This window comes from Acinetobacter sp. NIPH 284 (assembly GCF_000369425.1).
In the GTDB taxonomy this organism is placed as follows: domain Bacteria; phylum Pseudomonadota; class Gammaproteobacteria; order Pseudomonadales; family Moraxellaceae; genus Acinetobacter.
In genome coordinates, this window is sequence record NZ_KB850011.1 from 1649806 (window position 1) to 1663687 (window position 13882).

Consider the following 13882-nt stretch of genomic DNA (forward strand, 5'->3'; position numbering starts at 1 on the left):
AGTAAAACTTGCTTAGATTAGAAAATCTTCAAGTTTTGCGCCTTTCTCTAATTCAGCAACTAACCAACGTGGCTGTTTACCACGACCAGTCCAAGTTTCTTCTGTATTATTTTTATTACGGTAACGTGGTTCTACTGCTTTGCGCGTTGTCTTCTTACGCTTTTGCTCACCTAACTCCAATAACTCTTCAACACTAAAACCAACTGCTTCAGCTATTGCAATAATTTCATTATAAGCATCTTCAATTGCTTGATCTTTTTTGCTTGCGATTAAAGCTTCCGCTTCTACCTGTAAACGTTTTAAGTCTTCTACAGATAAATCACTAATATCTGGTTTCATTAGAACCACTCCAACTCAAAAGAAATATATCACTCAAAATAAAAAAGAATTCAAAAATTCTATTGCCATAGTAATTTATATACAATTAAATAATCAATATTAAATTAGTCAAATTAATCACAATACAACCATAAATCATCTTATACTTACAATAAAACAAAAAACTTAAGTGCATTTCATTAAATCCATTGTATTAATTTTTTTTAAAATGATGAAATAATTTTTAGAACCTGATGAATATTAATTTTACCTTAATTCTTGATGCTTTCTATAGGTTGAATTCCATATAACAAATCTAGACTATCTATGAATTAATTCACAAAATAAAAAGATAAGTTATATGAGATTAACGCACTCAAAATAAATATAGACATAATAGTCTTTATAAAATTATTTTAATGCAAGATTATTTCCAACACTTTGTTCAATAGCAATAATATTTTGTTTAATCAATTCAGGAATAGCTTGTTTATTGGAGGTTACTTTATCAACACAAACCATCACTGCCTCTCCTGTTGCAACGATTTGGTTTTGTGTTTCACTCCATAAACTATAATGCATTCGAAAAGCACTATTTCTGAGCTCCTCAATACGTGCACCAATATGCAGCACATCAGGATAAAATACTGGCTTTAAATACTTACATTGACTAGAGGCTACCACCGTCACTATATCTTGATCAAATATATTTAATGCCATTAAATAAGCAATTCGTGCACTCTCAATATAGCGATAATACTGCACATTATTTACATGCCCAAAAGCATCCATATCACCCCAAGCAATTGTTTGTCGATGTACAACAGGATAGACAGACAGTTCTTTCATATCTCACTCATATCTTAAAGTTTAAAAAATTAACATCATTTTCAAAGATTAAATTCAACTGCCTGATCAAATCCAGATTATCTCCAAGCGTTGATTTAATCCGCAAATAGCTCATTAATATATTATCAGGATATAAAGTTAATAACTGCTCAGCTTCTTCTAAACGTTGAGTTGCAACATAAATATGCCATTTTGCAAAGGTCAACATTGGAACACTCGTGTAACGCTGTTCTAGCTGAATAATACGTTGCTCAACATAGCTATAATCGGGAATTTGCTTCAGTAGTTGCTGTTGGAACCAAAGATAAAAAACCTCTGGATCGAAATTTTCTTGCAATAAATGCAATGCAAGATCCTCATGCTGCAATCCCATTTCTGGCATACGTGCCAATAATTTTAACCACAAAACCTTACTACTATATGGTCGTGCTTGAATTTCATTCTCTAGAGCAATATACCGCTGTTGCAGTGCAGCTAAGTCATCCACAGATGCTTGATCAAACTGTATGAGTAATTGTTGCAACCAGAGATCTCGATGTTCTGCACTTAATAAACCATGCTGAATTGATTGTAAATAGGACTTACGCACTATTATTTATAGATTCTCTGTGGTAGGAGATGATTTTTATCGAGAATAAAGTCATCAATGAAGTCTTTGATGATTGGTCTAAATAATTTCTTCTGCCAACGATATACATTTTCAAAGATCCGCTCAAACTGGTTCTTTTGTATCTCGACGTAGGCCATCAAGGCTGCAAAAATATGATTCAAAATCAGTTTAGATCGTCTTACTTGAAACTTTTCAATATGACAAACCTGTTTAATCACTCGGTGATATTGCTCTATTTTCCAATGACTTGAATGTAATTCATGAAAACCCTCAAAGGACAATAAATCATCTTCATCTTGATGCACAATATAAAACCTCTGCTGTTCTTTTAACTGAGTCTTAAATAATTGTACAAAGCCAAAATCTTTGAGCCAGACCACTTGACCCTGATGAAAATCTGGCAATAAACGCAGTTGAAACCATTGTCCTTTTTCTGGGGAAACCTTACGGTTACAGTCGATACCAAACATAAATCGAATACCATATTTTCTTATGGTTTTTAGATTTCCAGTCGATGAATACCAACTATCACCTGTAATAAATTGAATCTTTGCACCCCAACTAAGTACTTCACTTAACATATCCATAAAGTAATCATTCTTGGTTTTACCCTCAGATTTGTCATAAATTCGGAAATTAATTGGAATATTTTGACCATTCTGATCTGTCGCATACAGGGTAATGAGATTAATCCCCTTGACGGATCGGTGGTGTTTGCCTGACCAAAAATAGCTAACCAAGTCCATATGTTGACTATATGGTTTATCTAAAACAGTATCATCAATACTGACTATAAGTTTATTATTATCAATATGTTGAATTGCTTCTTGATATAGGTCGTGAGGTGTGTAGTCTTCACGCTCCAGAAAGCGATTTACACTATCATGCGAGATATTATAAGTCTCGGCAAGTTGTGTGCAGCTAATAGAGTTCGGTTCTGTCATGAGAAAGCCCATATAAATGGGTAATGTACAAGTTGCTGTAGAAGCATGTTTAGTTCGTCTGATCACAGATACTTTATAAACTATTTTAATACTTTTTTGAATCCGTCAATGCGTAAGTCCTAGTAAAAATAACCAAGGCTGTTGTAAGGCAAGTTTGCCCCACAAAACAGTAATGCGTTGTTGATAAGCAGTTTCAATCTCAGCCAACCAAGGTGAAAGTTGATGCTGTGCAAGGAATTCTAAATGGGTTAATGCTTTTTCTGTTTCATGTTGTTCTAAGAAAATATCGATCCGCTGTAGTTCTGCCAGCTCAAAGGCCATCGGTGCTGATTTCTCTAGTTTCTGCAAAGCGAGTTGATAGTCACCATTTTTATAATCAAATTGTGCATCAACAATATTACTCAGCAATCCTGATTGAGCAAAAACACGCTCAATAAATCCCTGCTGTTCTTTTGCCGCATCAAGCAGCCAGACTATACCGAGCTGCTCATATGGATGTAGATCTTTAAATTGTAAAATATTTTCTTTCTTACGCTGTTCTCGCGCAAAATATCTGCGACTCACAAACCATAACAACTGTGCGAATAAACTAATCACAATAAAAAGTGCGATTAAGCCCCATAAACTGCTTTGGAACTGCCAATCGCGCCAGTAAATATAAACATAGCCATTACCGTAGCCATAGCTCAGCATGGCAAACATAGCAAAAAATAATAGGCTTACAAGTAAATAAATGAACACCAGTTGTTTCATAATTACATTACCCCAGTAAACCAAGGGTCGTTAATTTAGGTGTCGGAATAACTGAAAGATTTAACAGCTTTTCTAATTTTTGCTTGATCATTTGACTGTTTTTATCAGGTAAAATTGAGAATAATCGAATTACCTCTTGAACGGATTTGCGATACTCAGATGCTTGTCCCTGATGTAAGGCTTGTGAAGCAAGCAGTAAACGTAACTGAGCTTCCTTTAAAATGAGATGACGATTGATTAAATCAGGCTGTGTACGCTGCACCCTTTCAAATTTGAACCAAGACCACCATGAAGAGGCTTCAGCTTTTTGCATTTTAATAGTTGGGTTATGCACTTCTTGTAAAAGCTTTTGATCCAATTGCTGCAATAAAGTATCAATCTGTTGCTGCTGTTGGGTTTGCATAAGCACATAATGTTGAATAGCTTGTTTATCCTGTTCGATCGCTTTCATCAAACTATGCTGTAAAGCAGGAGATACCGTATATTGGACAATATGCTGCTGTACTTGATTTAATTGATCAATCGCATAAATGAACTGTTGTTGATCTATTGCGAATTGAACTAACTGTAATTGCTGTTTGATTAATATAACAGGCGCTACACCCGTGACCATACTGGGTAAGCTCGAAGCTTCTGAAGGGTCAGATAAATGAGCATCTTGTAATTTTCGCTGCAGAGCGACAAATTGATCATTCAGCAAAGAACAACGTTGCTGCTGCTGTGTAAGCTGTTGCTGGAGTTGAGGAACGATCTGAGAATATTGTGCTACGTCATAACTAAGTTTGGCTAACCATAATAAACTTAGTAATAAAATCAGGTAAACAATCTTTCTCATATACGTCCTTGCCAAGCACCGATACGTTGAATAATCTCTGATATAGATAAATTATCAAGCTGAATAATGTTAATCTCTTGATGTGTTTGCAACCGTGCATTTTTGAGTAGCTGCGCTAAACGGTCACCTAGCGCCAAATATATCCATTTCGCATCTATATTATTTTGACCACAAAGCTGCTGCCAATTATTCCAACTCGCTTCACTACTAATCAATACCATAACAGGTTGACTTGGCATTATTTTTTTTAAAATTTTTGGAAAAAGCCTAACACTTTGAATTGGGCATTGGCGACGATAAAGAACAAAATTAAGAATCTCGACACCTTGCTGTTGCAACTGCTGCATCATAAACTGCCGCCCCCCAAGACCACGCCAAAAAGCAACTTTATCCAAATGTACTTGTTGATTTAATATTGGAAGCTCTAGCATACCTTCCGAATTTTCAACCTCAGGGATGTGGCTGTCTATATCAAATTTTGCGAGTGCTTGGGCAGTTGCTTGACCCACTGCGATCCATTGCACATGCTTAAGTTGATCTAAGGATATCTTTTGTTGTTGTAAATATTGCATACCAACATCAACAGCGGTCGGGCTGACAACAACAATAACTTGCACCTGCTCAAGTTGCTGATACAGTTCACGTAAATGCCCCGAAAAAGGTTCAGCTACAAGTTCCAACAATGGCAGATTGATAACCTGATGACCCACTTCCAACAATGCTTGCGTTAAGTTCACAGCACGATCTTCAGGGCGCGTATTAATAAAAAGCATTAATAAAGCGCTTTTAACAATTCACCTGCACCTTGCTCCAATAAGCATTGTGCAAGTTGTTCACCTAATTGTTCAGCATCTTCTGAAGTTCCAGCCAATTGTTGTTTTAGTAAGATTTTTCCATCAACACTTCCCACACGACCTTCTATGCTGAGCTGATCATTGGCTAAAGTTGCATATCCTGCGATTGGAACTTGACAACCACCTTCTAAATAGGCATTAAACGCACGTTCTGCACGCACACAAATTGAGGTTTCTTCATGCTGTAATGGTTGAATGATTTTTAATAATTCCACATCATCTGCACGACACTCTAAGCCCAATGCACCCTGACCAACAGCAGGTAAACTTAAAACAGGCGCTAAACAATGACGAATTCGATCTGCCAAACCTAAACGCTTTAATCCTGCACTGGCTAAAATGATCGCATCATATAAACCATCATCAAGTTTTGATAAACGCGTCCCCACATTGCCACGTAAGTCAATAATCTCTAAATCAGGACGTATTTGTAAAATCTGGCATTTGCGACGCAAACTAGATGTACCTACTTTGGCACCTTGAGGTAACTCATCAAAACTTTGGTAATGATTCGAAACAAAGGCATCAAGTGGGTCTTCTCGCTCACAAGTCACAGCGAGCGTTAAACCTTCGGGTAAGTGCATTGGCACGTCTTTCATTGAATGGACCGCCAAATCAGCGCGACCCTCTAACAAAGCAGCTTCCAGTTCTTTAACGAATAATCCTTTACCACCAATTTTTGCCAAAGGTGTATCTAGAATTTTATCACCTTGCGTCACAAACTTAAGCAACTCAACCGTTAAATCTGGATAAAGCGCATTTAAACGGGAGCGAATATGCTCCGCCTGCCAAAGTGCAAGAGGGCTTTGTCGAGTCGCAATTTTTAAGGTCTTCATAAATTCAAGTTAAGCATGGATCAAAACAATTGTTTCAAACTTAACTTGCTCATCTAAAATTGCAAGCAAAAACTGATTTTTCATCTGACTTAAGCTCAATATTTTATAATTGATGCATACATTCTCTTAAGCTTGGTAAATGACGGCGACTTACAGATAGGCGTTCATCTAGCTCACGTAATCTAACCTGATACTGACCAGCCGCAATCAGTTCCAACCGTTCTAAATAATCAAGAGAAACTAAAGCATTACGATGAATTCGAATAAAACGATCTGAAAACTCAGATTCTAGATCTTTTAAAGTTTCATCAATTAATACACTGCCATTCCGATGACGCACAGTGACATATTTCTGATCTGCTAGAAAATAGTAAATATTCTCTATTGGAATAAGTTCGACCCCGCGATAAGTTTTCGCAGCAATTTGATGGCGTTGAGTTTTACTATCGTACATATCGTCTTGTTGTTGTAAACCAGTCATTTGTGCTTGTGTAAGTTGCGTCAGACTATTGAACACCTGTTGTAAATCTTGTTGTGCAATAGGCTTGAGCAAATATCCCTGTGCTTGAAATTTAAACGCTTCCAATGCGTGTTGCTCATATGCTGTACAAAAAATAATAGCTGGACGAGGGCTAAAATGACTGATCTGCTCAGCGCACTCCAATCCGTTCATTCCAGGCATTTGAATATCTAATAGAACAACATCGGGCGAATCATTTTCAATATGGTTTAACACATCCTGCCCATGATGCGCCGTCGCAATCACTTCATGACCCATTTGGGTCACTAAACGTGACAAACGCTCTACTGCGAGAGGTTCATCATCAGCAATCAGAACTTTCATCCTCTCCTCCTTGTCACCGTTAACTTCATCCGTCATTTTTTTATGGTTAACTTAACTTATTATTTTACTCGATAGTGATAACTTACCACCGTGGTATATAACGATACTCCTCCATAAACCTGAAACTTCACTGTCTGTCCGTAATAGGCTTTTAGACGTTGCTTCACATTGTCTATTGCAATACCATTCCCTTGTCTCGATTTTATTGTATCGTGAGAATAAGGGTTAGTAATGACTATACTGACTTGATTTTGCAATATTTCAACCAATACACTAATGGTTGAGGGCTGTAAAACTTTTTCTACTCCATGAAAAATACTATTCTCTAGCAAAGGTTGCAATGTTAATAATGGAATCGTGACTCGTTTTAACTCTAAAGACGTCGCCTGTATATTCCATTCTACCTTTAAACGCTCTCCTAAACGTAATTTTTCAATACTTAAGTATTGCTGACACAAGTCAATTTCTTCAGCCAAACTCACCAATTTCAATTCTTGAAAACTGGCGCGGAATAATCGTGACAAGTTAATCAGCATGTTTTCTGCTTTGTCAGGATCAATTGAAATCAAACTCACGACACTATTTAAACTATTAAATAAGAAGTGAGGATGAATACGTGCTTGCATGGCTTGAATCCGCGCATTCAGCTCACTATATTGCTGATTCATCCATTGCTCTCGCATATAGAGATAACGCAAACAGAAAGCACCAAGCAAGATGCCATACCCCAAATGCAGACTTACACCTTGAAATAAGATATCTTCAGAAAAGTTATTTGTTGATGAACCCCAATATTGAATTATATTAATGACACACGTGGTAAGTAAAACAATAAGTTGAAGAAAAATAAAACCTAAAATTAACGCCATTTTCTGACTAAATTTGACAAAAAACTCTTGAAAATAGTCAACAAAAGCAGAAAACGATAAAATTATCCAGTTAATAAAAAGCATGTATTGAAAAACTCGGATACTTTCTACTGCTTGCCAAGAACGGGCTTCTGCAAGTGCGAGTACCATTGCCAAAACATTACTTGCTACAATTAGTTCCAATAAGTGTTGCGATTGCCTTATTTTCGTAAAAAAATAGGACCCTGCTGGACTTATTTGACGTGTTTTCGATAACTTCTTGCGTCGAATTTCAGCAACTACGTTTGGATTTGCTATACTCTTTTTTATTTTACTGAGCCGCCATGACCACATCTTCTCAATCCTCTTCTTCAGCAAGCCCTAATCAAACCTCTGGAATGTGGGGCGGTCGCTTCTCTGAAGCAACAGATGCATTTGTTGCAGAATTTACCGCATCTGTTCAATTTGACCAACGTTTTTATAAACAAGATATTGCAGGTTCGATTGCACATGCAACCATGCTTGCTAAAGTTGGTGTACTGACCGAGGCTGAGCGTGATGATATTATCCAAGGTTTAAATACAATCAAGGCTGAAATCGAAGCAGGTAATTTCGAATGGCGTATTGATTTAGAAGACGTACACATGAACATTGAGTCTCGCTTGACTCAACGTATCGGCATCACAGGTAAAAAATTACATACTGGTCGTAGCCGTAATGACCAAGTTGCAACTGACATCCGTTTATATTTACGCGATGAAATTGATGACATTTTAGGTCTATTACTACGCTTACAAAAAGGCCTACTCAGTCTGGCAAGCAAAAATACCAATACGATTATGCCTGGTTTTACTCATTTACAAACAGCTCAGCCAGTAACATTTGGTCATCACCTATTGGCTTGGTTTGAGATGTTGGTTCGCGATACTGAACGCCTTCAAGATTGTCGCAAGCGTGTTAATCGCATGCCACTCGGTTCAGCAGCCTTAGCAGGAACAACCTACCCAATTGATCGCGCATATACAGCCGAATTATTGGGTTTCGAAGCTGTTTCTGAAAATTCGCTTGATGCTGTTTCTGATCGTGACTTTGCCATTGAATTTAATGCGGCGGCATCTTTGATTATGATGCATTTGTCCCGTATGTCAGAAGAACTGATTTTATGGACTTCGGCTCAATTCAAGTTCGTCAATATTCCAGACCGCTTCTGTACGGGCTCATCTATCATGCCGCAGAAGAAAAACCCAGATGTTCCTGAGTTAGTACGTGGTAAATCAGGTCGCGTGTTTGGTGATTTGATTAGTTTATTAACACTAATGAAAGGTCAACCATTGGCATATAACAAAGACAACCAAGAAGATAAAGAGCCTTTGTTTGATGCAATTGATACCGTTCGTGGTTGCTTAATGGCCTTTGCAGATATGGTGCCTGCACTCGTTCCAAACATTGAAATTATGCGTGAAGCAGCGCTTCGTGGTTTCTCTACAGCAACTGACCTTGCTGATTATCTTGTGAAGAAAGGTGTTGCTTTCCGTGATGCACACGAAATTGTAGGTAAAGCAGTTGCGCTTGGTGTGGCTGAAGAAAAAGATTTATCTGAATTGACATTAGAACAGCTTCAACAATTCTCTGATCTGATTGAAGCAGATGTATTTGACAAAGCTTTGACTTTAGAAGCTTCTGTAAATGCGCGTGATCATATCGGCGGGACATCGCCAAAACAAGTTGAAGCAGCCATTACTCGTGCACACACTCGCCTAGAACAGTTATACGCTTAAGGATAAATCATGACGAGACAAGTATTTTGCCGCAAATATAAACAAGAGCTTGAAGGTTTAGACTTTGCACCATTCCCAGGTGCAAAAGGTCAAGAATTCTTTGAGACGGTTTCAAAACAGGCTTGGCAAGAATGGTTAAAACACCAAACCACGCTCATTAACGAAAAACGCCTCAATGTATTCGAACCCGATGCGAAGAAGTTTCTTGAAGAGCAACGCGAGAAGTTCTTCAACAATGATGAAAGTGTTGAAAAAGCAGAAGGTTGGACGGAACAAAAGTAAATCATTTCAGCTAACACCACTGAATAAAAGAGAGCTAAATATAGCTCTCTTTTTACATGACATTTACACAAGTAATAAAGGTTTACAGAGTATACACAGTTGTCTACGTGACAGATCAACACTCTCCGCTTATATTGAATATCAGAAGCAAAAAGAGATAGTTCGATATCTCAAGTAACACATAATATTTCTCTCCCAGACTTTCCCCCGAAGTCTGGGATTTTTTTATTTGTATGATATCAATTTATATAAAAATCATATTCACGGTTATATTAGGTCAATCAATTGCCCAGCAACGTTGTTCAAATTACGCTAATCCCACAATAAAAAATGCCTTAGGATTTTGAGAAATTATTGGATGACTACTCTTAAAATTTACCTAATGATTACTTCATTTCCGATGACTTTATGCAACGTATGGCAATAAAAAAAGCTGCTCATTATGTAGCAGCTTTGAATCTTTATTTGATGATTATTTTTGATTCACTTTTTGTTCAATTTCTTCAATACTGGTATGACGTACATCCATCCCTTTTGCCATATAAATAACTTGCTCTGAAATATTACGGGCATGATCGCCAATTCGCTCAAGCGAACGCAATACCCACATCACATTAATCACACGAGCAATATGGCGTGGGTCTTCAATCATGTAGGTCATCAAAGTTCGTGTTGCAGACTGATATTCACGATCAATATCCACGTCTGCCATCACCACTTTTAAAGCCTGATCAACATCTAAACGCGCGAAAGCATCCAAAGCATCATGAATCATAACACGCACTTGGTTACCAATATGGCGTGTTTCCATATAACCGCGTGGAGACTCACCTTCTTCACATAAATTTTGCGCAATACGAGCAATTTTTGAAGCTTCGTCACCAATCCGCTCTAAATCTGTATTTGCTTTACTCATCGCAATGACCATACGCAAATCAATTGCAGCAGGATGACGGCGGGCGAGAATCAAGGTCAAACCTTCATCAATATCACGCTCATATTGATTAACAACATTATCTTTAAATTGAACATCAATCGCCAAATTTTCATCTGTGTCTAATAAAGCATGAATTGCATTTGCAACCTGCTGCTCTACTAAGCCACCCATAGTCATAAATTTGGTATGTACATCTTGTAAGTCTTCATTAAATTGTGAAGAAATATGGTGACTTAACACAGGATTACTTGGACTCACAGTATGCCTCCACTAGACACATGGAAAAATGATTGGTGATTAAAACACAGCAATGATGAAACTTTTATGACAATAACACAGCTGAGTCAAAAGTCGATTGCTGCGAATTGATAAAACAAAAATCTAAAAATCTGTTAGTCTAAATGCCTAGCTTGACGGAGCGCAGTTAATTAACTGCTGAGATTATCTTAATCGCAAGATTTAAAGATGAGTACCGTTGAACCTGATCAGGTTAACACCTGCGTAGGAATCAAGCCCAACAAAAGCCTCGCCTTTATTTATCAAAGAGATAAATGCGCTATCGTTTTTGCTCGTGCTTGATTCGTTAATGTAATACATAAGGATCATGCCATGAACCAATTAACGAATCTTCCCTCTGCTGATATTTCTGCTCAACATGAGCAAGATGCTAAAGATTTAACCCGTATTTTACCTGCTTCACGCAAGGTTTATATTGAAGGTTCTCGCCCCGATATCCAAGTTCCATTTCGTGAAATTAGCTTGACAGAAACGCCGACAGGTTTAGGGGGTGAATATAATCCTCCTGTTATGGTTTATGACACATCGGGTGTTTATACCGATCCTGATGTCCAAATTGATTTAAATCAAGGTCTACCTTCTGTCCGCCAAACTTGGATTGAAGAACGTGATGATACCGATGTACTCTCAAGTTTAAGTTCTGATTTTGGTCAGGCTCGCTTAAAAGATATTCGTACTGCTGACATTCGTTTTGCTCATATTCAAAATCCTCGTCGAGCTAAGGCAGGGAAAAATGTTACGCAAATGCATTATGCGAAACAGGGCATTATTACGCCTGAAATGGAATATATTGCAATTCGTGAAAATCAACGCCAAGGTGACGGCGTAGACATGCGTCAGCATGCAGGACAAAACTTTGGTGCTCAGAATTTAAGAGAAATTACACCTGAATTCGTGCGTCAAGAAGTTGCCGCAGGTCGTGCAATTATTCCTGCCAACATTAATCATCCTGAAATTGAACCAATGATCATTGGTCGCAACTTTTTAGTAAAAATTAATGCGAACATTGGGAACTCCGCACTCGGTTCATCGATTGATGAAGAAGTTGCTAAAATGACATGGGCAACGCGTTGGGGCGCCGACACGATCATGGACTTATCGACGGGTAAGAATATTCATGAAACCCGAGAATGGATTATCCGTAATTCACCTGTTCCTATCGGTACTGTTCCAATTTATCAAGCTTTGGAAAAAGTAGATGGTGTCGCGGAAGATCTCACTTGGGAAATCTTTAAAGACACGTTGATTGAGCAAGCTGAACAAGGCGTCGATTATTTCACTATTCACGCAGGTGTGTTATTACGCTATGTGCCTATGACCGCAAATCGTCTCACCGGTATTGTGTCTCGTGGCGGTTCAATTATGGCGCAATGGTGTCTTGCGCATCATCAAGAAAACTTCTTGTATACGCATTTCGATGAAATCTGTGAAATCATGAAAGCCTATGACGTTTCATTTAGCTTAGGTGATGGTTTACGTCCAGGCTGTATTCAAGATGCAAATGATGAGGCTCAATTCAGTGAGCTTAAAACCTTAGGTGAATTGACACACCGTGCTTGGGAACATGATGTTCAGGTGATGATTGAAGGTCCCGGTCATGTGCCTATGCATATGATTAAAGAAAATATGGATCTACAACTTGAAGTTTGTAAAGAAGCACCTTTCTATACACTTGGTCCACTCACCACCGATATCGCACCAGGTTATGACCATATTACTTCTGCAATTGGTGCTGCAATGATTGGATGGTATGGCACAGCAATGCTGTGTTATGTCACACCGAAAGAACACTTAGGTTTACCAAATAAGAAAGACGTCAAAGACGGCATTATCACTTATAAAATTGCAGCACATGCAGCAGACTTAGCCAAAGGTCATCCGGGTGCTCAAGTTCGTGATAATGCATTATCGAAAGCACGTTTCGAATTCCGATGGGATGACCAGTTCAACCTCAGCTTAGACCCTGATACAGCACGCAGCATGCACGATGAGACTTTACCCAAAGAAGCACACAAATCTGCACATTTCTGTTCTATGTGCGGACCAAAATTTTGCTCGATGAAAATCACGCAGAATGTGCGAGATTATGCACAAAATCAGCACAATGCTAAGCAATCAAATGATGCTGAAAAAGATGTTGAAGCAGGTCTCAATGCAATGAAAACCGCTTATCAGGAACATGGTCTAAAACTGTACCACAAGCTGTAAATCGACTAAAAAAAGATTTGCCCACGAATCAATCTCGGTTAGGATGAGATATGTACAATCTCATCCTGATTGAAGATGAATATTCTTGACCACGCCAGCTATTCAGCATCCGACGTTACGATAGAATCTCGGGAGTTTTTATTCCGAGGATTCATTCAAGTTGAGAAAGTGAATCTTACGCACCGACTATTTCATCGATCTGAATATTCACCAATTATTCAGCGTGAACTTATACATCGTCCAGAAGCTGCTGGCGTTTTACTTTATAACAATCAGCAACAACGTTTCGCACTTATTGAACAATTCCGAGTTGGTGCATTAAATGACTCCGAGTCAGCATGGCAACTTGAGATCATTGCGGGTGTACTGGATGGAAATGAATCTCCAGAAACCTGTATTCGTCGTGAAAGTCTAGAAGAATCAGGCTGCGAAATTAATGAATTGCAGCATTTATTCAGTTTTTATCCTTCTGCTGGTGCATGCGCTGAGTTTTTTCATTTATATGCTGCAGAAGTTGATTTACCAAGCAGTGGTGGCATCTTTGGCGTTCCAGATGAAGGGGAAGATATTCAACTCCATTTGTTTGATTACGCTGAAATCACCATGTTATTCAAAAATAATCGCTTGAAGAATGCCCCTGTCATCATGGCATTACAATGGCTTAGTCAACATATACAACGACAATAAAT

The 13882-nt window shown here is 38.2% G+C and carries 13 protein-coding genes, 2 pseudogenes and 1 riboswitch; of the genes and pseudogenes, 4 read left to right on the forward strand and 11 right to left on the reverse strand.

Annotated features, from left to right (window positions below):
- Positions 1-12: 12 nt before the first annotated feature.
- The 10 genes and pseudogenes from F908_RS13705 to F908_RS13750 all read right to left on the reverse strand — a co-directional run bounded on the left by F908_RS13705 (position 13) and on the right by F908_RS13750 (position 8045).
- The gene (locus F908_RS13705) at positions 13-339 is read right to left on the reverse strand and encodes an H-NS histone family protein (protein WP_005163077.1); all 327 of its coding nucleotides are present in this window, start codon (positions 337-339) and stop codon (positions 13-15) included.
- A gap of 390 nt (positions 340-729) precedes the next feature.
- Positions 730-1167 carry an acyl-CoA thioesterase gene (locus F908_RS13710; protein ID WP_005163081.1) on the reverse strand — a complete coding sequence of 146 codons (438 nt, stop codon included), beginning with the start codon at positions 1165-1167 and terminating at the stop codon, positions 730-732.
- A gap of 7 nt (positions 1168-1174) precedes the next feature.
- Positions 1175-1744, reverse strand: a pseudogene (locus F908_RS13715) (heme biosynthesis protein HemY); the annotation flags it as partial.
- A 14-nt stretch (positions 1745-1758) separates the two neighbouring features.
- Positions 1759-2787 carry an IS701 family transposase gene (locus F908_RS13720; RefSeq protein ID WP_081399852.1) on the reverse strand — a complete coding sequence of 343 codons (1029 nt, stop codon included), beginning with the start codon at positions 2785-2787 and terminating at the stop codon, positions 1759-1761.
- A gap of 57 nt (positions 2788-2844) precedes the next feature.
- Positions 2845-3474 (reverse strand): annotated as a pseudogene (locus F908_RS13725) (heme biosynthesis protein HemY); the annotation flags it as partial.
- Between the two features lie 7 nt (positions 3475-3481).
- On the reverse strand, positions 3482-4309 hold the full coding sequence (locus F908_RS13730; RefSeq protein WP_005163092.1) for a hypothetical protein: 828 nt from the start codon (positions 4307-4309) through the stop codon (positions 3482-3484).
- The gene (locus tag F908_RS13735) at positions 4306-5082 is read right to left on the reverse strand and encodes a uroporphyrinogen-III synthase (RefSeq protein WP_005163095.1); all 777 of its coding nucleotides are present in this window, start codon (positions 5080-5082) and stop codon (positions 4306-4308) included. The genes F908_RS13730 and F908_RS13735 overlap by 4 nt, the downstream gene beginning before the upstream one ends.
- Entirely contained in the window at positions 5082-5999 is a 918-nt protein-coding gene (gene hemC, locus F908_RS13740; RefSeq protein ID WP_005163098.1) for a hydroxymethylbilane synthase, read from the reverse strand. Before hemC ends, F908_RS13735 begins: the two co-directional genes overlap by 1 nt.
- Positions 6000-6102: 103 nt before the next feature.
- Positions 6103-6843: a LytR/AlgR family response regulator transcription factor gene (locus tag F908_RS13745; protein WP_005163103.1), complete on the reverse strand. Its 741-nt coding sequence runs from the start codon at positions 6841-6843 to the stop codon at positions 6103-6105.
- A gap of 59 nt (positions 6844-6902) precedes the next feature.
- On the reverse strand, positions 6903-8045 hold the full coding sequence (locus F908_RS13750) for a sensor histidine kinase (protein WP_005163106.1): 1143 nt from the start codon (positions 8043-8045) through the stop codon (positions 6903-6905).
- On the opposite strand from F908_RS13750, the gene argH reads away from it, so the two are divergent.
- Positions 8036-9469, forward strand: a complete 1434-nt coding sequence (gene argH, locus F908_RS13755; protein WP_034602814.1) for an argininosuccinate lyase — start codon at positions 8036-8038, stop codon at positions 9467-9469. The two genes, F908_RS13750 and argH, sit on opposite strands and share 10 nt — an antisense overlap.
- Before the next feature lie 9 nt (positions 9470-9478).
- Complete coding sequence (locus F908_RS13760) at positions 9479-9751, forward strand: oxidative damage protection protein (RefSeq protein ID WP_004773983.1); 273 nt, start codon at positions 9479-9481, stop codon at positions 9749-9751.
- Between the two features lie 472 nt (positions 9752-10223).
- On the opposite strand, the gene phoU is transcribed toward F908_RS13760, so the two are convergent.
- Complete coding sequence (gene phoU / locus F908_RS13765) at positions 10224-10946, reverse strand: phosphate signaling complex protein PhoU (RefSeq protein WP_004659390.1); 723 nt, start codon at positions 10944-10946, stop codon at positions 10224-10226.
- 146 nt (positions 10947-11092) lie between these two features.
- A riboswitch (TPP riboswitch) is annotated at positions 11093-11213 on the forward strand.
- A gap of 84 nt (positions 11214-11297) precedes the next feature.
- Here phoU and thiC point away from each other — a divergent pair.
- Both thiC and F908_RS13775 read left to right on the forward strand, forming a co-directional pair.
- The gene (gene thiC / locus F908_RS13770; RefSeq protein WP_005163112.1) at positions 11298-13193 is read left to right on the forward strand and encodes a phosphomethylpyrimidine synthase ThiC; all 1896 of its coding nucleotides are present in this window, start codon (positions 11298-11300) and stop codon (positions 13191-13193) included.
- A 75-nt stretch (positions 13194-13268) separates the two neighbouring features.
- Entirely contained in the window at positions 13269-13880 is a 612-nt protein-coding gene (locus F908_RS13775; RefSeq protein ID WP_005163115.1) for an NUDIX domain-containing protein, read from the forward strand.
- The last annotated feature ends 2 nt before the right edge of the window (positions 13881-13882 follow it).